This window comes from Xanthobacter sp. 126 (assembly GCF_000526175.1).
Classification (GTDB): domain Bacteria; phylum Pseudomonadota; class Alphaproteobacteria; order Rhizobiales; family Xanthobacteraceae; genus Xanthobacter; species Xanthobacter aminoxidans.
In genome coordinates this window covers 1,724,767-1,742,864 of record NZ_JAFO01000001.1, presented here as the reverse complement: position 1 = coordinate 1,742,864, position 18,098 = coordinate 1,724,767, and the positions used below count along the sequence as shown (strand labels likewise).

General features: G+C 67.2%; 20 protein-coding genes. 15 read left to right on the top strand and 5 right to left on the bottom strand.

The genetic code is table 11. From position 1 onward, the window contains the following. Position 1: 1 nt before the first annotated feature. The 5 genes from XAN126_RS0108320 to XAN126_RS0108300 all read left to right on the top strand — a co-directional run bounded on the left by XAN126_RS0108320 (position 2) and on the right by XAN126_RS0108300 (position 4,751). Positions 2-1,162, top strand: coding sequence for an ABC transporter substrate-binding protein (locus XAN126_RS0108320; protein ID WP_155982257.1), 1,161 nt, complete (start codon positions 2-4; stop codon positions 1,160-1,162). 152 nt (positions 1,163-1,314) lie between these two features. Then, positions 1,315-2,187 (top strand): branched-chain amino acid ABC transporter permease, encoded by an 873-nt coding sequence (locus XAN126_RS0108315; protein ID WP_024278130.1) that lies wholly within the window; start codon positions 1,315-1,317, stop codon positions 2,185-2,187. Further along, positions 2,184-3,233 carry a branched-chain amino acid ABC transporter permease gene (locus XAN126_RS0108310; RefSeq protein WP_024278129.1) on the top strand — a complete coding sequence of 350 codons (1,050 nt, stop codon included), beginning with the start codon at positions 2,184-2,186 and terminating at the stop codon, positions 3,231-3,233. Before XAN126_RS0108315 ends, XAN126_RS0108310 begins: the two co-directional genes overlap by 4 nt. Next, complete coding sequence (locus XAN126_RS0108305) at positions 3,230-4,054, top strand: ABC transporter ATP-binding protein (protein WP_024278128.1); 825 nt, start codon at positions 3,230-3,232, stop codon at positions 4,052-4,054. The genes XAN126_RS0108310 and XAN126_RS0108305 overlap by 4 nt, the downstream gene beginning before the upstream one ends. Beyond that, positions 4,047-4,751 (top strand): ABC transporter ATP-binding protein, encoded by a 705-nt coding sequence (locus XAN126_RS0108300; protein WP_024278127.1) that lies wholly within the window; start codon positions 4,047-4,049, stop codon positions 4,749-4,751. The genes XAN126_RS0108305 and XAN126_RS0108300 overlap by 8 nt, the downstream gene beginning before the upstream one ends. Before the next feature lie 61 nt (positions 4,752-4,812). On the opposite strand, the gene XAN126_RS0108295 is transcribed toward XAN126_RS0108300, so the two are convergent. Together XAN126_RS0108295 and XAN126_RS0108290 are read right to left on the bottom strand one after the other, a co-directional pair. Further along, complete coding sequence (locus tag XAN126_RS0108295) at positions 4,813-6,177, bottom strand: hypothetical protein (protein ID WP_024278126.1); 1,365 nt, start codon at positions 6,175-6,177, stop codon at positions 4,813-4,815. 141 nt (positions 6,178-6,318) lie between these two features. Next, a complete protein-coding gene (locus XAN126_RS0108290) occupies positions 6,319-7,137 on the bottom strand; it encodes an N-formylglutamate amidohydrolase (protein ID WP_024278125.1) in 819 nt (272 codons plus the stop codon). 104 nt (positions 7,138-7,241) lie between these two features. Here XAN126_RS0108290 and XAN126_RS0108285 point away from each other — a divergent pair, with 104 nt between their 5' ends. Together XAN126_RS0108285 and rpsU are read left to right on the top strand one after the other, a co-directional pair. Beyond that, positions 7,242-8,057 (top strand): transglutaminase family protein, encoded by an 816-nt coding sequence (locus tag XAN126_RS0108285; RefSeq protein WP_024278124.1) that lies wholly within the window; start codon positions 7,242-7,244, stop codon positions 8,055-8,057. A 137-nt stretch (positions 8,058-8,194) separates the two neighbouring features. Next, positions 8,195-8,479, top strand: a complete 285-nt coding sequence (gene rpsU / locus XAN126_RS0108280; protein ID WP_024278123.1) for a 30S ribosomal protein S21 — start codon at positions 8,195-8,197, stop codon at positions 8,477-8,479. Between the two features lie 54 nt (positions 8,480-8,533). Here the strand turns inward: rpsU and XAN126_RS0108275 are convergent, their stop codons facing one another. After that, positions 8,534-8,833 (bottom strand): hypothetical protein, encoded by a 300-nt coding sequence (locus tag XAN126_RS0108275; RefSeq protein ID WP_029554954.1) that lies wholly within the window; start codon positions 8,831-8,833, stop codon positions 8,534-8,536. A 215-nt stretch (positions 8,834-9,048) separates the two neighbouring features. Here XAN126_RS0108275 and XAN126_RS28650 point away from each other — a divergent pair, with 215 nt between their 5' ends. The 4 genes from XAN126_RS28650 to XAN126_RS0108255 all read left to right on the top strand — a co-directional run bounded on the left by XAN126_RS28650 (position 9,049) and on the right by XAN126_RS0108255 (position 11,040). Then, positions 9,049-9,240, top strand: a complete 192-nt coding sequence (locus XAN126_RS28650; RefSeq protein WP_024278121.1) for a hypothetical protein — start codon at positions 9,049-9,051, stop codon at positions 9,238-9,240. A gap of 214 nt (positions 9,241-9,454) precedes the next feature. Continuing rightward, positions 9,455-9,664, top strand: coding sequence for a cold-shock protein (locus tag XAN126_RS0108265; protein ID WP_024278120.1), 210 nt, complete (start codon positions 9,455-9,457; stop codon positions 9,662-9,664). Positions 9,665-9,818: 154 nt separating this feature from the next. Further along, positions 9,819-10,025 carry a hypothetical protein gene (locus XAN126_RS0108260; RefSeq protein ID WP_024278119.1) on the top strand — a complete coding sequence of 69 codons (207 nt, stop codon included), beginning with the start codon at positions 9,819-9,821 and terminating at the stop codon, positions 10,023-10,025. 340 nt (positions 10,026-10,365) lie between these two features. Next, positions 10,366-11,040, top strand: coding sequence for a L,D-transpeptidase family protein (locus XAN126_RS0108255; protein ID WP_029876897.1), 675 nt, complete (start codon positions 10,366-10,368; stop codon positions 11,038-11,040). A gap of 208 nt (positions 11,041-11,248) precedes the next feature. Here XAN126_RS0108255 and XAN126_RS0108245 read toward each other — a convergent pair whose 3' ends face one another. Both XAN126_RS0108245 and XAN126_RS0108240 read right to left on the bottom strand, forming a co-directional pair. Further along, positions 11,249-12,208 (bottom strand): MDR family oxidoreductase, encoded by a 960-nt coding sequence (locus tag XAN126_RS0108245; RefSeq protein ID WP_280938302.1) that lies wholly within the window; start codon positions 12,206-12,208, stop codon positions 11,249-11,251. Between the two features lie 83 nt (positions 12,209-12,291). Continuing rightward, on the bottom strand, positions 12,292-13,032 hold the full coding sequence (locus tag XAN126_RS0108240) for a FadR/GntR family transcriptional regulator (protein WP_024278116.1): 741 nt from the start codon (positions 13,030-13,032) through the stop codon (positions 12,292-12,294). Between the two features lie 172 nt (positions 13,033-13,204). Between XAN126_RS0108240 and XAN126_RS0108235 the strand changes: the two genes are divergently transcribed. From XAN126_RS0108235 to XAN126_RS0108220, 4 genes are read left to right on the top strand one after another with little or no spacing between them, the layout of a single operon-like run. Next, on the top strand, positions 13,205-14,440 hold the full coding sequence (locus XAN126_RS0108235; protein ID WP_024278115.1) for an ABC transporter substrate-binding protein: 1,236 nt from the start codon (positions 13,205-13,207) through the stop codon (positions 14,438-14,440). A gap of 1 nt (position 14,441) precedes the next feature. Beyond that, the gene (locus XAN126_RS0108230) at positions 14,442-15,671 is read left to right on the top strand and encodes an MFS transporter (RefSeq protein ID WP_024278114.1); all 1,230 of its coding nucleotides are present in this window, start codon (positions 14,442-14,444) and stop codon (positions 15,669-15,671) included. Positions 15,672-15,691: 20 nt separating this feature from the next. Further along, the gene (locus XAN126_RS0108225; protein WP_024278113.1) at positions 15,692-16,513 is read left to right on the top strand and encodes an enoyl-CoA hydratase-related protein; all 822 of its coding nucleotides are present in this window, start codon (positions 15,692-15,694) and stop codon (positions 16,511-16,513) included. A 10-nt stretch (positions 16,514-16,523) separates the two neighbouring features. Next, on the top strand, positions 16,524-17,954 hold the full coding sequence (locus XAN126_RS0108220) for a fatty acid--CoA ligase family protein (RefSeq protein WP_024278112.1): 1,431 nt from the start codon (positions 16,524-16,526) through the stop codon (positions 17,952-17,954). Positions 17,955-18,098 lie beyond the last annotated feature (144 nt).

The following is an 18,098-nucleotide window of genomic DNA, read 5'->3' as shown; positions in this document are numbered from 1 at the left end:
CATGTTGATGTCACGCCGGACGACACTCGCCGCTCTCGCCTTCAGCCTCCTCGCTGGCACGGCCTTCGCCGCCGACACCATCAAGATCGGCGTCAACGAGCCCCTCACCGGCGCCTTCGCGGCCTCCGGCACCTATGTGGTGAACGGCGCCAAGATCGCCGCCGACGAGATCAACGCCAAGGGCGGCATCCTCGGCAAGAAGGTCGAGCTGGTCATCGAGGACAACAAGAGCAACCCGACCGAGGCCGCCTCGGTGGCGGAAAAGCTCATCACCTCCGACAAGGTGCCGGTGCTGATGGGCGCCTGGGGCTCCTCGCTCACCCTCGCCACCATGCCGAAGCTGGAGGAATATTCCGTGCCCATGCTGGTGGAGACCTCCTCCTCCGGCAAGATCACCACCTCCGGCAACCCCTTCATCTTCCGCATCTCGCCGCCCTCCTCCGTCGAGGCCGACGCATTCGAACCCAGCGTCAAGAAGCTCGGCCTGAAGAAGGTGGACTTCCTCGTCATCAACAACGACTGGGGCCGCGGCGCCGCCGCCGACTTCTCCAAGATGCTGAAGGCCAACGGCGTCGAGGTCGGCCTCGTGGAGACCATGGACCAGTCGGCCCAGGACATGAGCGCCCAGCTCGCCAAGCTGAAGGCTTCCGACGCCGACACCATCATGGTGACCAGCGCCGTGGACCAGCTCACCCTCCTGTTCAAGCAGATGGCGGCGCTCGGCCTCAAGAAGCGCATCATCACCACCGGCGGCTCGCAGAATCCGGACCAGATCATCGCGCAGGCCGGCGCGGCGGCAGACGGCACCATGCACCTCACCACCTTCCTGCCCTGGTGGCCGGAAAAGACCCCGAACCCCGAGGCCACCGCCTATTTCCTCAACGAATGGAAGAAGCGCGGCTTCGATTTCGCCGGCGCCACCGAGAGCTTCCGCGGCTATGACGGCATCCGCACGGTGGCGGCCGCCATCGCGGCCGGCGGCGGCACCGATCCCGCCTCCATCCAGAAGGGCTTCTGGAAGGTGGACTTCAAGGGCCTCAACGGCCCCATCAAGTTCAACAAGAGCGGCCCCGCCGGCAAGGAGAGCGGCCAGTCCAAGCCCAACGTCTACATCATCGAGATTTCCGGCGGAAAGGTGAACCAGGTTCAGCTCGGCGGCTGATCCGGCGCCTCGCGCATTCCCCCGCCTTCGGGCGGGGGCTTCGGGGTGAAGGCGGGCGCGCGGGGCCGACTGCCCGGCCGCGCCGCCCGCCCTCACCCCGCTCTCGCCGAGCGGACATGCTTCAGCCCCGAACGCCAGACCGGACAGGCCAGATGGACCAATTGCTGCAACACATCTTCAACGCGCTGGTGCTCGGCGGCACCTATGCGCTGCTGGGCATCGGCCTCACCTTGATCTTCGGCATCATGAACGTGGTGAACTTCACCCATGGTGCCCTCTACACCTTCGGCGGCTACGCCATGTATCTGGCGGCCGTGGCGCTGGGGCTGAACTTCTTCGTCGCGCTGCCGGTGGCCCTCGTGGCGGGCCTCCTGGTCGGCGCGTTCATCGAATTCACTTTGCTGCGGCCGCTGCGGCGCTCCGACATCGACACCACCATGCTGGTGATGATCGGCGCCGGCATCATCATGCAGTCGGGCACGCTCTGGATCTTCGGCGGCGTCGCCAAGGCCGTGCCGACCCCCTTCCCGGCGCAGCCGCTCACCTTCGGGCCGGTGTCACTCTCCTATGTGAACCTGTTCGTGCTGTGCGCGGCGGTGGCGCTCATCGCCATCACCTATTTCACCATCAACGGCACCAAGCTCGGCCGCGCCATGCGCGCCACCTTCCAGGACCACGACACGGCGTCTCTCATGGGCGTCAACGTCTCTCTCATCTACACCGCGACCTTCGCCATCGGCTCGGCGCTGGCATCGGCCGCCGGCGCGCTGCTGGGGCCGGTCTATGTGGTGACGCCGCAGATGGGCGACCTCGCGGCAGTGAAGGCCTTCGCCATCGTCATTCTCGGCGGCCTCGGCTCCATCTCGGGCGCCACCATCGGCGGCTTCATCCTCGCTTTCGCGGAGGAGCTGGGCGCCGGCTACATCTCCTCGGGATATCGCGACGCCATGGGCTTCCTCATCATCATCGCGGTTCTGCTGGTGAAGCCCACCGGCCTGTTCGCGCGCGCGGAGCGGATCGGATGACGCGCCTCATCGCCCCCCTCTTCCTGGTGGTCTTCGCCCTGCTGCCGCTGGGCCTCACCGACCCCTACCTGCTGAATGCCCTCATCATCACGGGCATCCTCACCATCTGCGCCATGAGCCTCAATCTGCTGCTCGGCTTCACCGGGCAGCTCAGCCTCGGGCATGTGGCCTTCTTCGGCATCGGCGCCTATGTGAGCGCGCTCACCGCGCTGGGCTTCGACGTGAGCCTGCCCTTCGGCCTGCGCGTGACCCACGAGGGCGGCTCGCCGCTCCTCGGCTTCGTGCTTGCCATCGTGCTCACCGGGCTCTGCGGCTATCTCATCGGGCGGCTGTCGTTCAGGGTGCGCGGCGCCTACTTCGTCATCGTCACCATCTCCTTCGCGGAGGTGGTACGGCTGGTGGCGCTGAACTGGGTGGAGCTGACGCAGGGCCCCCTCGCCCTCACCGCCATTCCCAACATGGTGCTGCCGGTTCCAAGCCTCGGCGACGTGGCGATGCGCTCCAAGATGCAGAACTATTATCTGGTGCTGGCGGTTGGGGTGGCAAGCTATCTCCTCATCGCGCGGCTCGTCGCCTCGCGCTTCGGCCGGGCCATGCGGGGGCTGAAGGAGAACGAATCCCTCGCTTTGTCCCTCGGCATCAACGCCACGCGCACGCTCACCATCGCCGCCACCGTCTCGGCCGCCATGGCGGGGGCCGCGGGTAGCCTTTATGCCCACTACATCCGCATCATCGATCCGGACGTGTTCCTGTTCTCCTACACCGTCACCATGGTCATCATGGTGGTGTCCGGCGGCAAGGGCACGCTGGCGGGGCCGCTGGTGGGCGGCATCATCTTCGGACTGCTGCCGGTGGCGCTGCGGCCGGTGATGGCGCCGGAAGCGCAATGGATCGTCTACGGCGCCATCCTCATCGCCATCCTGTTCCTGATGCCGCGCGGCATCGTGCCGGCATTGGAAGGCCTCGGCGAACGCATCGCCGCCCGCCGGAAGGCCGGCGACAAGCCGACGGACGTGATGCCTGCCAAGATGGGAGCGAACCCATGAGCACGACGAGCAGCAACGCCATCCTGAACGTGGAGCATGTGGGCATGAAGTTCGGCGGCCTCACGGCCATCGCCGACCTGCATTTCGACGTGCAAGAAGGCGAGATCCTCAGCCTCATCGGCCCCAATGGCGCCGGCAAGACCACCGCCTTCAACATCATGACCGGCTTTCTGAAGCCCACGCAGGGCCGGGTGCTGTTCCGGGGCCGCGACCTCTCGCAGACGCGGCCCAACGAGATCGCCCGCCTGGGCCTTGCTCGCACCTTCCAGCGTACCAGCGTGTTCGCCGATGACAGCGTGCGCGACAACGTGCTCATCGGCCTCCACCGCTTCGGCGACGACACGCGCGCGTCGGCTCTCGTCGACCGCCTCTTCCCCACCCCCGCCGCACGACGGGCAGAGAATGCGGTGCGGGAGCGCGCGGAGGCCATCATCGACATGGTCGGCCTTTCCGCCCGTGCCGGCGACAAGGCGGGCTCCCTCTCCTATGGCGAGCAGCGGCTCGTGGGCTTCGCGCTGGCGCTGGCCGTGGAGCCAAAGATGCTGCTGCTGGACGAGCCGGTCTCCGGCATGAACGCCTCGGAGACGCAGGGCTTCGTGCGCCTCATCCGCAAGGTGCGGGACGAGGGCGTCACCATCCTCCTCGTGGAGCACGACATGCCCATGGTGATGGAGGTCTCCGACCGCATCGTCTGCCTCAACTACGGCCGGCTGATCGCGGAAGGGCCGCCCGAGGCCATCCGCACCGATCCCAAGGTCATCGAGGCCTATCTCGGCAAGAGTGCCGCGAAGCTGGAGCAGCGGGAGGTGGCCCATGCTTGAGATTTCCGATCTCGTCTGCGGCTACGGCCAGGTGGCGGCGCTCCGGGGCATCTCGCTCAGCGTCGGCGAGGGGCAATTGGTGGCGCTGGTGGGCGCCAACGGCGCGGGCAAGTCCACGACGCTGCGCACCATCTCCGGCCTCGTGCCGGCGCGCGCCGGCTCCATCCGCCTTCAGGGCGACGACGTGACCCGCGCCGGGCCGCAGAAGATGCTGAAGCTCGGCGTCGCCCACTGCCCCGAAGGCCGGCGGGTGTTCCCGCACATGAGCGTCTCGGAAAACCTCGCCATGGGCGCCTATCTGCGCGCCAGTGATGCCGGGCTGAAGGCGGATTACGAGCGCATCTATACGAGCTTCCCCCGCCTCGCCGAGCGCCGCCACCAGATGGCCGGCACCCTTTCGGGCGGCGAGCAGCAAATGCTCGCCATCGGCCGCGCGCTCATGTCGAGGCCCCGCCTCGTGCTGTTCGACGAGCCTTCGCTGGGTCTCGCGCCCAACATCGTGGAGCAGATGTTCGCCATCATCGGCTCCATCCGCGATGCCGGCACCACGGTGCTGCTGGTGGAGCAGAACGCCTTCGCCGCGCTGGAACTGTGCGACTACGCCTATCTGCTGGAGGCCGGGCGCATCGTCATGTCCGGCAAGGGTGCGGACCTCATCGACGATCCCCACGTGCGGGCGGCGTATCTGGGAAGCTGACGCCGGCATCCTGCCCCGCCGGACGCGTCCGAACGCGGCAAGCGCATGGAGGGCAACGCGTTCAGGGCGCGGGCGCGCCGATGGTGGCGGGTTGCAGCCGGTCGCGGTGGCGGACGATCATCGCCCGGTAGAGGCTTTCGAGGGCGAGGGTGTAGGCTGACACGTCGAACAGAGGCGTCGCCAGCCGGTTGGCGTCCAGCCGCGCCTTGAGGGCCGCGAGGCGGCCGGGCTCCGTGGCGATGCCGTAGGCCAACTCGAAATAGTCGGCGTGGTCCTCGGCGACCAGTTCGCCGAGACCGACCGCGTGCAGGATGGAGCCTGCCACCCGCGAGGGAAAGGTTTCCCCCGGACAAGTCACGATCGGCACGCCGGCCCAGAGCGCGTCGCTCGCCGTGGTGTGCGCATTGAATGGCGCGGTATCGAGCATCAGGTCGGCGAGCTGGAGCCGGGCGAGATGGGCCGCCTGTGGCAGGTTTGCGCCAAAAACCAGCCGCCGCGCATCCACGCCATGGCGGATTGCCTCCGAACGGAGGTTGCCGGCGGCATGGGGATGGTCGAGCAGCCACAGCACGCTGTCGGGCACCAGCGCCAGCAGCCGGCACCAGATTGCGAAGATGTCGGGGGAGATCTTGTAGGGCTGGTTGAAGCAGCAGAAGACGAAGCCCTCTTCCGGCAACCCGACCTCCCGCCGCCCCGGCCTGGTGCCGGGCGGCGTCCGCCGGCCGTGGGGATGATAGGTGTGCGGCATGTAGGCCAGGGCCTCGGCATAATCCGGGGCGTTGGCGGCGGGCGTGAGAAAGCGGTCGGTGATGAGGTAGTCGCACATCCCCGCGCCCATGGTGCCGGGATAGCCGAGATAGTTCACGATGATCGGCGCCGGCCGCAGGAGCACGATGCCGCTCCGCGCCCCTGACGTGAACCCCTTCAGATCAATGAGAATGTCCACGCCGTCGGCATGGATGCGCGCGGCCGCAGCCTGGTCGTCCATGTCCGAGATGTCGATGAAATGGTCGCAGGCGGCCATGGTTCGCCGGCGCATGGATTGGCCATCGTCCGCGCCGAAGGAATAGGCAAGCACCTCGAAATCCGCACCGGCATGGGCCTCCAGCACCTCGATCAGGAGGTGGGCAGTGGCGTGTTCCTGAAAATCGTTGGAGAGATAGCCGAGGCGCATCTTGCGGCCACGCCCGTCATCGAAGGCATAGCGCGGCCCGGAATCCGCCGTCCCGGCCGCGGTCCGGCGTGCATGGGTCCACAATTCCGAACACGCCCGCTGCTGCTTCGCGCTCACGCCGGGCGTCGACAGAAGATGGAAGGGCGGCAGCAGATGATCGCCCTCACCCGCGAGGATTGCGCCGACGGCGATATCTTCTGGCGCGAGATCTTCCCATTCGCAGACGCTGCGTTGCCGCGCCGAGGTGGCCATGCTCACACTTCCCGTTCGCGCGTATGGCCTGCGCAGGACAGCGACGGCCATCTGAAGTGCCGAGCGGAGGAAGTCAGCCTCGATCTCGAAAGTCAGACCCTATTGGCAGGCAAGGATCGCGCCGCGGCGGGGAGCTGAAGGCTAATCCTGAAGCAGCGCCGTACGGTCCGCGCCCAATTCTCCCGTCTCCCCGAGCCGTGCGGCAGCGGCGGCGAGCAACGGCGCGAGCCGCTCGGCCCATTGCCGCTGGCCATCGGGCTCCGCAACCAGATCCTGCCGGATCTCGATGCCGACATGGGGAATGCCGCGCCGCTCGCCGTGCTCGGGAATGGTCCAGTCCGTCGCCTCGCTGACGGCATAGGGCTCGTTGTCGCCCACATTCAGCGCGGCATCGGCGCGCAACAGGGGCATCAGGGCCTGCGCGAACCGGGCGTCGCGATGATAGAGCAGGCCGGCGTGCCACGGCCGCGCGAAGCCGGCGAAGACTGGCGTGAAACTGTGCATGGCGAGGAGGATGGTCGGCGCGCCCGCCGCCTGCCGCCGGTCGAGCTCAGCGGCGATGCGGGCATGATACGGCAGGAAGATCCCGGCCTCGCGTGCCCGGCGCTCCGCCGCGCCGATCCCCTGATTGCCGGGAACTCGCGACGCATCACTCTCCGCCGGGATGGACTGCGCGGCGCCCAGTGGCCGGTTGCAGTCGATCAGCAGGCGAGAATAATTCTGTTGAATGAGCGTGGCATCGAGTAATTCTGAAAGCGCGTGGCAAACGCCGGCAATGCCGATGTCCCATGCGATATGGCGCTCGCGGTCCACTGCCGGGAGGCCCAGCGTTCCGACCGAGCGGGGCAGCCTGTTTCCCGCGTGATCCGAGACGATAAGGAACGCGGAACGCCCTTCTGGATTTATCACAGTGACCGGCGGAATGTCGTCCACCGTCAGTAAGGAAACAGGCGCGCTCACGTCAGGACCTTTCCGGCACGGGCCACGCACCTGACGCGACAGCCCCGAGGCTGCGCGCACCATAACCGATCTGCGGGCCATGTCCGCACAGAGCTGAGGCCCAGATGCTGATTCACGCCGGCTACGAAATTACCTACGGCTGCCCGCAGCCGACACCCATGATTCTCACCCTGAGCGTCCATCCCTCCCGGATCACCGATCTCCTGAATCCGGACCGGGTGATGTTCGACCCGCCCATTCCCGCCAACACCTATCACGACAGCTTCGGCAATTTCTGCCACGTCATCTCCGCGCCCGCCGGCGGGCTCACCATGCGCACGGACTTCAAGATCCGCGACAGCGGACTGCCCGACGACGTGGCCCCCGACGCGCCCCAGCATGCCCTCGGCGACCTGCCGGTGGACGTGCTCCTGTTCCTTCTGGGTAGCCGCTATTGCGAGACCGATCGCCTGAGCGCGTTCGCCTGGTCGCAGTTCGGCCATCTGCCCAAGGGCTGGCCACTGGTGCAGGCGATCTGCGATTTCGTCCACGGTCACATCGTCTTCAACTACGCCCACGCCAGCCCGCTGAAGACCGCCTTCGACGCCTACACCAGCCGGCAGGGCGTGTGCCGCGACTTCGCCCATCTCGCCGTCACTTTGTGCCGGTGCATGAACATCCCGGCCCGCTATTGCACCGGCTATCTCGGTGACTTCGGCGTTCCCGCCGATCCCGCGCCCATGGATTTCAGCGCCTGGTTCGAGGTCTATCTGGGCGGGCGGTGGTACACATTTGACGCGCGCCACAACAAGCCGCGCATCGGCCGTATCCTGATGGCGCGGGGGCGGGACGCGACCGATGTGGCGCTCGTGACATCCTTTGGCCCGTCAACGCTCACCTCCTTCAAGGTGATGACCGTCGAAGCCCCCGAAGCGCCGTGAGGCGATGACGCAATAGGGCGCATCGCTTTAGCGGCCATATCGCTCTACACTCACCACACACCGGCCACGGCCGGCATCCGGGCGAGCGGTCAGACATCTGGCCGGGGACCCGGGACGACCTTCAGATTGGATATCTTTTGCAGGTTCTCGTCAGAGACAACAATGTTGAGCAGGCCCTCAAGGTTCTCAAGAAGCGCATGCAGCGCGAGGGCGTTTTCCGGGAGATGAAGCAGCGCCGGGCCTATGAGAAGCCTTCCGAGCGCAAGGCGCGCGAGCATGACGAGGCGATCCGCCGGCATCGCAAGGCCGCCCGGAAGAAGGCCCAGTGGGAAGGCCTGATCGCCGCCCCCAAGCGCCGCGTCCGGCCCACCAACGCCCGAGGCCCGGCACCCGGCACCACGCCGACCTTCACCGGCCGCTGATCCCTTCAGCCGTCAGAGGGCCGGGGGCACATTGTCCCGGCCCCTCGACCGCGTTCAGTAGAACGGCCGCGCGAGGCTGGCGGAGGCGAGGAGCTTGCCTTCGGCGTCGATGGCTTCGACGGTCCAGGTGTAGATTCCCCCGACGCAAGGCGACCGGTAGGAGACAGCGCCCTTGGGGATGGCTCCGCGAGCGGGAAGCTGCACATCGGCCCCGCCAAGCTCACGTCCGCTGGGGCCCATCAGCGCAAACCGCAGCCGTGCCGTCCCGGACGGGACGTTATCCACCTGGAATTCCGGGCTGCTTGGCCGCGGCGCGCACAGGGTCGTTCCGATCCATGTGAAATCCAGCGTCATGACGGGGGAGTTCGCCCAAGCGGGTGATGCACCTGCCCAGAGGAGGCAGATCAAGACGCACGCTTTTTTCATGGCAGCTCCTTCGGTCTCGGCATCGAAACCGTTTCAATCCTATCATGAACATGCTCGGACGAGTGATTAAAACTGTCCGATAAATCTCTCATCTCAACGAGAATTGAGCACGCCTGGGCGAAAAAGTGTGCTAAAGGAAAAGCATGGTTACGAAATTTAACGCCAATGGCTGGGTTGAGTTCATTGCGGGCTTCCGATCCCCGCAAGGGCGGTTCCAGATCGTCCGCATCATGCCTCAGGACAAGGGCGAGCCGAGCTATCGCGTGAAGGGCGAGAACGAGGCGTTCGAACGCATCGCTCGCGAATCCGAACTTCGCCATCCCGGGGAAATATAGGCGGAGAAATATAGGCGGCGGACAGAGAAGCTGGCCGGACATAAATCAAAGCCTTGCTATCAACACAATAGCCCCCTATGTTCCGTTTGTCTGAATTTGACGGCTGATTTTCTGACGCCAAGCCGCGTCTGACGATACCTCCCTTCAATTTCTAACTCTTGTTCTGCTCGACCTCTCGGGCGGAACTCCTACGCGCGATTGAAAGGAAATCGTCATGAATATCGGTACCGTGAAGTGGTTCAACGCCACCAAGGGCTTCGGCTTCATCCAGCCCGACAACGGCGGCGCGGATGTGTTCGTGCATATCTCGGCCGTCGAGCGCGCTGGAATGCAGGGCCTCGCTGAAGGCCAGAAGCTCCAGTTCGACATCGTCCGGGACAACAAGTCCGGAAAGAATTCGGCCGGGAATCTCCAGGCCGCGTGACATTGCTCCGGCGGACCACGGATGTACTGGCCGCTGGACTAATGCATCATGAAATCAAAAAAGGCTCCGCCTGAACAGGCGGGGCCTTTTTCTTTATCCATTTTTCTCAAATCTTAGTTCTCGGGCTTCGACCCGGATCATGATATCCTTCGGAATGACCCCAATCACGACACATCAGAACACGCTCTCCAGCGCGGAGAGCCGCCGCCAGTTGGACGAATCCATCGAGCGGGCCATGGAGCGCAACAAGGGCGAACTGGAAGCGGTGCGCGAGAAGAGCGCGCGGCTGCGGGCCCTGCGCGAGGCCAGCGAACGGGAAGCCCCGGCCGCGCCGCCGCCCAAGCGCCGCCGCAAGGCCTGAAGCAGGAAGACCTGAAGCAGCACGACCTGAAGCAGCAAGACCCGCCAAAGCTCGGGGCAAAGCCTGTGATCCCTGCCGCCGGTGCGCCGCGGCATCCGGGATGGCGACGGGCATAATTGCCGCACCTCACGCTTGGACACCCTCTCCCCGCCCCCGTCGCAACTTGGCCGAAACGGCGCCGATGCTGGCGTCTCTGGTGCATGGCTGCCCTGCGCGGCGAAGGCTGCCGCTTGCCAGCCGCGCCGCTTGGCGGCAAAGTCCGCGCCGAAAAATGCTTAACGGTTGCGTCTGGTGTGCACACACCATCGGCAACGGGATCAAGGGACACTGCGAGATCATCATGAGGGACGAAGTTGCCATGTCCGGGCTCGGGTCCGGCGCTCTCAGCCGCCGCTCTTTCCTGCTCGGCTCTGCCCTCGGCATCGGCGCGCTCGGGCTGGCCGGCTGCTCGTCGGATGTCATGAGCCTTGCCGAGGCGCAGAAGCTCTATGGGCCGATGCCCAACGAGAAATTCCCGATCCCCGCGCCGGACATCAGCAAGGTCAACCCCAAATATTACCGCCGGACCGTCGCTTACGAGAGCAATGAAGCGCCCGGCACGATCATCGTCGATCCCAGCAATTATTACGTCTACCGCGTCGAGGGCGAGGGCAAGGCCACCCGCTACGGCGCCAATGTGGGCCGCGCCGGCTTCCTGTGGAGTGGCGACGCCTATGTGGGGCGCAAGGGCGAGTGGGCGGTCTGGACCCCGCCCAAGGAGATGATCAAGCGCCAGCCCGAAGCGGCCAAATGGGCCAACGGTATGCCGGGTGGCCTGGAAAATCCCCTCGGCGCCCGCACGCTTTACCTCTATCAGAACGGGCAATATACGCTCTACACGATCTATGCGAGCAGCGACCCCGAGTCGATCGGCACCGGCGTCACCAGCGGCTGCGTGGGCCTGCTCAGCCAGGACATGATCGACCTCTACGACAAGACGCCGGTCAAGACCAAGGTCGTCGTCATGCCGGCCTGACGCCGGGGTAGACTCAAAACTCCAGCTTCAGCCTCCACAGCGCCCCCTGTTGCACGGCGTCGAAGACGAAGCGGCCACGATCCCGACTACCGCCGAAGGTCGGCACATGGCGCATCCTCGACGCGCTCGCGCTGCGGAATGAAGGCTGTGTTCTACACCAGCGGCATCCTCGCCGGGCGCGCCATCGCAGCGCGCCCGCTTTGTCCTCTCAGATGCGCACCACCGTGCGCCCGCGCACGCCGCCGGCGATGATGTCTTCGGCCACCCGCGGCAGGTCCTCGAGCGTGACCTCGCGGGTGACGAGATCGAAGTCGGCCTCGGTGAGGAGTTCGCCGAGCCGGGTCCAGGCGGCGAGGCGGCGCGGGGTCGGGCAGTTGACGGAATCGACGCCCAGCAGCGCCACGTTGCGCAGGATGAAGGGGAAAACGGTGGTCGGCAGATCCGTCGCCGCAGCGAGGCCGCAGGCGGCCACCGCGCCGCCGTAGCGGGTGGCGGCGAGCACATTGGCGAGGATGGTCCCGCCCGCCGTGTCCACCGCGCCATGCCAGCGCTCGCCCGCCAGCGGCTTGCCCGCGGCGGCATAGGTGGGGCGATCGACGATATCGGTGGCGCCGAGGCTCTTCAGGAAGTCCGCCTCGGCCGGCCGGCCGGTGAGCGCGCTCACCTTGTAGCCGAGACGCGAGAGCAGGCGCACCGCGACACTGCCCACGCCGCCGGCCGCGCCGGTGACGAGGACATCACCACCCGCCGCGATGCCATAGCGCTCCAGCGCATCCACACAGAGCATGGCGGTGAGGCCGGCCGTGCCGATGGCCATGGCCTGGCGTGCGGTGAGGCCCTCGGGGAGCTTCACCAGCCACTCACCCTTCACCTTCGCCCGCTCGGCGAAGCCGCCGGACCAGTTCTCGCCGACGCCCCAGCCGGTGAGCACCACCTTGTCGCCGGGCACGAAGCCAGGATTGTCGCTGGCGCGCACCGTGCCGGCGAAATCGATGCCCGGCACCATGGGCAGCGCGCGCAGAATGCGGCTCATGCCCTTCAGCGCGAGGCCGTCCTTGTAGTTGAAGGACGAATATTCCACGTCCACCGTCACGTCGCCGGCCGGCAGCTCGGCCTCGGTGATGGTCTCGATGGCAATGGCCTGCCCGGCGTCGGTCTTGCGCGCCATGAGGGCGCGGAAGGTCTCGGTGCTCATTGGACGTTTCCCTGTGATGTGCGTGGACCGCGCGGGCGCGGATCAGGGGCCTCGGCTCAGGGCCGGATGGCCTTGCGGGCCTCTTCGGCCTTCTCGTACTGGGCGCGGATGTAGCGCACGAGACCGCCGAGCGCGGCCACCGCCGCCTCGCCATCGCGATCCCGCAGCGCCGCGAGGAGCGTCTCGTGGTGGGCGACGATCTCCGTCCGGTCGCGGACGCGGAAGATGATCATGTTGCTCACCGGCATGAGCGCTTCCACCACCGCATTCATGAGGAAGCGCAGCAAAGCGTTGCCGGCGGCATCCACGATGGTGCGGTGGAAGCGCACGTCGGAGGCGCAGAAATCCTGATCCGAAAGGCTGGCGGTCCGCTGCAGGGCGATCTCCGCCTCCAGCGCCGCAAGATGCGCGTCCGTGCGGTTCAGCGCGGCGAGACGGCAGCAGACGGCTTCCATCTCCAGCCGCGCCGTCGCCATCTCCTCCAGCGAAACGCCGCCTGTGGCGACGAGGAGCGTGACGGACGTACCGAGGCTGGTGGCCAGTTCCTCCGGCGACGGGCCAGTGACGAAGGTTCCGCCGGTGGGGCCGCGCCGGGAGCGGATGAGATGGCGCGCCGCCAGCCGCTTCAGGGCCTCCCGCACGGTGGGCCGCGAGACGCCGAACTGCGCGGCAAGCTCCTCCTCGGTCGGCAGGCGCTCATCCACCTTCAACCGGCCGTCCATGATGGCTTGCTGGAGCTGATCGGCGATCTGGCTCGCCGCGCTGGTGGTGACGATCTGGCCGTAGCTCGGTTCCATCTGATCCGTTCCGGGGACGCCTGTGGTCATCCCCTTGGTCTCAGATCGGCGGCTTCAAATCAACCTAAAAATTATTCGTTTGACAAATCTTCAAATGAGCCTTTTGGTTCCACAGATCGCGGACGGAGATGCCGCGGCACAAGAAGACACTGGAAACGCCGGGAGAGAAAAAATGCGCGCTGCCCTCGTAGCGGCGACCGTGCTGTCGTGCGCCGTCGCCGTCCCGATCACGACCGCTCACAAAGCTTCGGCCCAGGATCTGCCGACGTTCCGCATCGGCGTCATGAACGACCAGTCGAGCCTCTATTCCGACATCGCCGGCCCCGGCTCCGTCACCGCCGCCCAGATGGCGGTGGCCGACTTCCAGCCCGAGAAGCACGGCTTCAAGGTGGAGGTGGTCTCCGCCGATCACCAGAACAAGGCGGACATCGGCTCCTCCGTCGCGCGGCGCTGGTACGATCTCGACAAGGTGGACGCCATCGTCGACGTGCCCACCTCCTCGGTGGCCCTCGCCGTCGCAGATATCAGCCGCGACAAGAACAAGGTCTTCCTAGTGGCGAGCGCCGGCACGTCCGACCTCACCGCGAAGTCCTGCACACCGAATACCGTGCACTGGACCTACGACACCTGGGCGCTCGCCAACGGCACCGCCCGCGCCATGATCAAGCAGGGCGGCGATTCCTGGTACTTCCTGACCGCCGACTACGCCTTCGGCCATGCGCTGGAGCGCGACGCCGCCGAAGTGGTGAAGGCCAACGGTGGCAAGGTGCTGGGCCATGCGCTCGCACCGTTCCAGAGTTCGGATTTCTCCTCCTTCATCCTCCAGGCGCAGGGCTCTGGCGCGAAGGTGGTGGCGCTGGCCAATTCCGGCGGCGACACCATCAACTCGGTGAAGCAGGCCGCGGAGTTCGGCCTGTCGCAGAAGCAGAAGCTCGTCAGCCTTCTCATCTTCCTGTCAGACATCCATTCTCTGGGCCTGAAGACGGCGCAGGGCCTGATGCTGACCAATGCCTTCTACTGGGACCTGAACGACGGCACGCGTGCCTTCGGCAAGGCGTTCGGCGCACGCAACAACGGGCGCATGCCGACCATGAACCAGGCGGGCACCTATGCCGCCACGCTGCACTGGATGAAGGCCATCGCCGCCATGGACAAGGCGAAGGCCCATGAGGGTACCGCCGTGGTCGCACAGATGAAGGCCATGCCTACGGACGATCCCCTGTTCGGCAAGGGTCAGATCCGCGCCGACGGCCGCACCATCCACAACATGTACCTGTGGCAGGTGAAGACGCCGGAAGAGTCGAAGGGCCCCTACGACTATCTCAAGCTGGTTGCGACCATCCCCGGCGACGAGGCCTTCCGCCCCATGTCGCCCGAGGCCTGCCCGATGCTGAAGAAGGCCGGCTGAGGTGACAACGCCGGCGACAGCCGCCCGCACGGACGGCAAGGCCTTTTCCCTTGCGATCCTCGTGGTCGCGGAAGTGGCGGCGATGGCGACATGGTTCGCCACCACCGCCTCCCTGGGGGCGATCCGGGCGCAGTGGAGCCTGTCGCCCTTCCAGGAGGCCTTGCTCACCAGTTCCGTGCAGGCGGGCTTTGTCGCCGGCACCCTCCTCAGCGCGCTGCTCTCTCTGGCGGACCGCGCGGACCTCAGGACCCTCTTCTCCGTCTCCGCTCTTGTAGCCGCGCTGGCCAACGGAGCCATTCTGTTGTTCGAGCCCACCCATCCGGCGGTGCCGCTGCTGCGGTTCCTTACCGGCATGTGCATGGCGGGGGTCTATCCCGTGGGCATGAAGCTCGCGGCCACCTGGGCCAAGGGCGATCTCGGCCTGCTCATCGGCATGCTGGTGGCGGCCCTGACCCTGGGCTCGGCCTCGCCCCACGCCATGGCGGCGATGGGCGGGCTCGACTGGCGGGCGCCGGTGGCGGGCGCAGCCGTGAGCGCGCTGGTGGCCGCTTTCCTCATCCGCTTCGCCAAGGTCGGCCCCAACCACGCGAAGGCGCCGCCGCTGAAGCTCTCCAACGCCCTCGATGCGTTCCGGCGGCCGGCGCTCCGGCTCGCCAATCTCGGTTATTTCGGCCACATGTGGGAGCTCTACGCCATGTGGGCGTGGATCGGCGCCTTCTTCGCCGCCAGCTTCGCCGCGCGCTATGGGGATGCCCCGCCCCTCGACCCGCGCCTTGCCACCTTCTGCGTGGTCGCCATCGGTGCTGTGGGCGCGCTGGGCGGCGGCTTCGCGGCCGACCGGCTGGGGCGCACCTTTGTCACGGCGCTGTCCATGGCGGTGAGCGGGCTGTGCGCGGCAGGCATCGGCTTCCTGTTCGGGGCCTCGCTCTGGCTGGTGCTGCCGCTGGCGCTGGTGTGGGGCGTGACGGTGATCTCCGATTCCGCCCAATTCTCCGCCGCCGTGACGGAGCTGTCCGACCGCAGCCTCATCGGCACCATGCTGACGGTGCAGACCTGCGTCGGCTTCCTCATCACGCTGGTGAGCATCCACTTGCTGCCCTACGCGGTGGATGCCTTCGGCTGGCGCTTCGCCTTCCTCATCCTCGCCATCGGCCCCTTCCTTGGGGTCCTCGCCATGCTGCGCCTACGGCTCCGGCCGGAAGCCGCCGCCATGGCCGGCGGCCGGCGCTGATCCCTCTCAACGAGGCTTCCATGACCTTCACCAAGATCGCCTACGAAACCCGCGACGGCATCGCCCTCCTAACCCTCAACCGGCCCGAGCGCACCAATGCGCTCGACCAGGAGATGCTCGGCGAAATCAACACCGCCATGGACCGCGCCGAGGCGGATGCGGACGTGAAGGCGGTGATTGTGCGCGGCGCCGGCAATGCCTTCTCTTCCGGCTTCGACCTGAAGGCGCAGATGGAGGCCCGGCCCGTGGGCGTCGATGCGTGGCGGCCCGTGCTGCGCAAGGATTTCGACACGGTGATGCGCTTCTGGCACTGCCCGAAGCCCACCATCGCCATGGTGCGCGGCGCCTGCCTTGCCGGCGCGTGCGAGCTGGCGCTCGCCTGCGACATGACCATCGCCTCGGAAGATGCCTTCTTCGGCGAGCCGGAGCTGAAGTTCGGCGCCGGCATTGTGGTGATGCTGCTGCCGTGGATCGTCGGCCCGAAGATCGCCAAGGAGATCATCCTGCTCGGCGAGGACCGGGTGAGCGCCCGGCGCGCGGCCGAGATCGGCATGATCAACCGCGTCGTTTCCGCCAACCGGCTCGAGGATGAGGTGCTGCGCATTGCCCGGCACATCGGCGCCATCGACCCCAGCCTCGTGAAGGAAACCAAGCGCGCCCTGAACCGCGCGCTCGAAACGCAGGGCATGTTGCAGGCGCTGGAGAGCGCGCTGGAGATCGACCTCGCCATCGAGGGCGCGGGCTCGGCGGACAAGATCGCCTTCTTCGACGTCGCGCGCCGCGAGGGGCTGCGCGCCGCCATCGCCTGGCGCGACGCGCGCTTCCCGACCCGCGAAGGCTGAGGAGGCCGTGATGGCGAAGACGGGCGCGCTCTGCCGCATCCTGGACCAAGCGGCCGGCACCGTGGCCGAGGACGGCGGCGCGGCTCACACCGCCGACGCCCTGCGTGCCGCTGCCTCCGGCCTCGCTGCGCAGCTGCGCGCGGAAGGGCTCACGCCGGATGAGCCGGTGATCGTCGCCGTGGCCAATCGCGCCGCGGACCTCGCCTCTTTCTTCGGCGTCTGGCAGGCGGGCGGCGTCGCGGTGCCGCTCCACGCCGGGGCGGCCGAGACGACACGAACCGCGATCCTCGAACAGACCGGCGCCCGCTTTCTCGTGGCGGATGGGACGTTGACCCGCATCGCGGAGGCGGCACCGCCCGCCCGACCGCTGCTCGACGGCGCGGCGGTCATCGTCTTCACCTCCGGCTCCACCGGCAAGCCCAAGGGCGTGGTGCTCGGCCACGACCGGTTCGCCGGAAAGCTCGATGCGCTTCAGGGCTTGCTCGCCCTCACGCCCGGCGACAGGGTGGAGCTGCCGCTCCAGTTCATCTTCATCTTCGGCCTGTGGGTGGCGCTGCTCTCCCTGAAGACCGGCGCGCGGCTCGAACTGGTGGGCAAGTTCACGCCCGCCGGCCTCAAGGCGCGTCTTCCCGACACCACCGTACTCGCGACCGTCCCCTCCATGCTGCGCACCCTGTTCGGCGAGGGAGAGGTGGCAGCGCCGCACCTGCGGACCATCCTCACCGGCGGCGAGGGGCTGGGGTCGCATCTGTCCGAAGCCATCGCAGCGCAGTTGCCCGGCGCGGGCGTGTTCGACCTCTATGGCCTCACCGAAACAGGGTCGTGCGACTTCTGCCTCACACCCGCGGAGGCGGTGGCCGGGCGCGGCTCCATCGGCCGGCCGACGCCGGGGATCGATTACCTCATCTCGGACGATCCTGCCGCCGGCGCCACGGGCGCGGGGCCGGACGCGGCGGGCGAACTCCTCATCCGCACCCCCTTCGGCATGATCGGCTACCTCGACAATCCCGACCTCACCGATACCGCCTTCCGAGACGGCTATTTCCGCACCGGCGACGTGGCGCGGCGGCGCCCGGACGGCTGCGTGGAGATCGTCGGCCGTATCAAAGAGATCGTCTCGCGCGGCGGCAACAAGATCGCCCCGGCCGAGATCGAGACGGTGCTGTGCGCCCATCCCGCCGTCGCCCAGGCCCTCGCCGCCGGCGTGCCCGACCCGCGCCTCGGCGAGGCGCTCCATGCAGCCGTGGTGCTGCGCGCGGGAAGCTCTGCCTCTGCGGATGAACTGCGGGCGTGGTGCGCGGCGCGCATCGAGCGGTTCAAGGTGCCGGACGCCATCCATGTGGTGGCCGCGCTCCCCACCGGCCCCACGGGAAAAGCCTACCGGCCGGGCATCCGCGCCCTCGCCGACGCGGCAGTTCCGACCGGAACGCAAGGCCGCTAGGACCGGGGCGGCGGTTCTTTCACGAACCGCCGTTGCCCGCCGCCCCCCGCCTGCGAGACCCAATGTCGCGCTCCCGCCGTGGAACCCGGACCCACCTTCGCGCCTTCCTTCAGAGATGCCGCAGAGGCATGTCCGAACATCCGG

Coding starts and splice junctions, on each gene's coding strand:
- XAN126_RS0108305 (WP_024278128.1), top strand. CDS start 3,230: ATGAGCACGACGAGCAGCAACGCCATCCTGAACGTGGAGCATGTGGGC.
- XAN126_RS0108265 (WP_024278120.1), top strand. CDS start 9,455: ATGAATATCGGTACCGTGAAGTGGTTCAACGCCACCAAGGGCTTCGGC.
- XAN126_RS0108285 (WP_024278124.1), top strand. CDS start 7,242: ATGCTGATTCACGCCGGCTACGAAATTACCTACGGCTGCCCGCAGCCG.
- XAN126_RS0108220 (WP_024278112.1), top strand. CDS start 16,524: ATGGCGAAGACGGGCGCGCTCTGCCGCATCCTGGACCAAGCGGCCGGC.
- XAN126_RS0108225 (WP_024278113.1), top strand. CDS start 15,692: ATGACCTTCACCAAGATCGCCTACGAAACCCGCGACGGCATCGCCCTC.
- XAN126_RS0108300 (WP_024278127.1), top strand. CDS start 4,047: ATGCTTGAGATTTCCGATCTCGTCTGCGGCTACGGCCAGGTGGCGGCG.
- XAN126_RS0108310 (WP_024278129.1), top strand. CDS start 2,184: ATGACGCGCCTCATCGCCCCCCTCTTCCTGGTGGTCTTCGCCCTGCTG.
- XAN126_RS28650 (WP_024278121.1), top strand. CDS start 9,049: ATGGTTACGAAATTTAACGCCAATGGCTGGGTTGAGTTCATTGCGGGC.
- XAN126_RS0108295 (WP_024278126.1), bottom strand. CDS start 6,177: ATGGCCACCTCGGCGCGGCAACGCAGCGTCTGCGAATGGGAAGATCTC.
- XAN126_RS0108260 (WP_024278119.1), top strand. CDS start 9,819: ATGACCCCAATCACGACACATCAGAACACGCTCTCCAGCGCGGAGAGC.
- XAN126_RS0108275 (WP_029554954.1), bottom strand. CDS start 8,833: ATGACGCTGGATTTCACATGGATCGGAACGACCCTGTGCGCGCCGCGG.
- XAN126_RS0108255 (WP_029876897.1), top strand. CDS start 10,366: ATGAGGGACGAAGTTGCCATGTCCGGGCTCGGGTCCGGCGCTCTCAGC.
- XAN126_RS0108235 (WP_024278115.1), top strand. CDS start 13,205: ATGCGCGCTGCCCTCGTAGCGGCGACCGTGCTGTCGTGCGCCGTCGCC.
- XAN126_RS0108315 (WP_024278130.1), top strand. CDS start 1,315: ATGGACCAATTGCTGCAACACATCTTCAACGCGCTGGTGCTCGGCGGC.
- XAN126_RS0108320 (WP_155982257.1), top strand. CDS start 2: ATGTTGATGTCACGCCGGACGACACTCGCCGCTCTCGCCTTCAGCCTC.
- XAN126_RS0108240 (WP_024278116.1), bottom strand. CDS start 13,032: ATGGAACCGAGCTACGGCCAGATCGTCACCACCAGCGCGGCGAGCCAG.
- XAN126_RS0108245 (WP_280938302.1), bottom strand. CDS start 12,208: ATGGCGCGCAAGACCGACGCCGGGCAGGCCATTGCCATCGAGACCATC.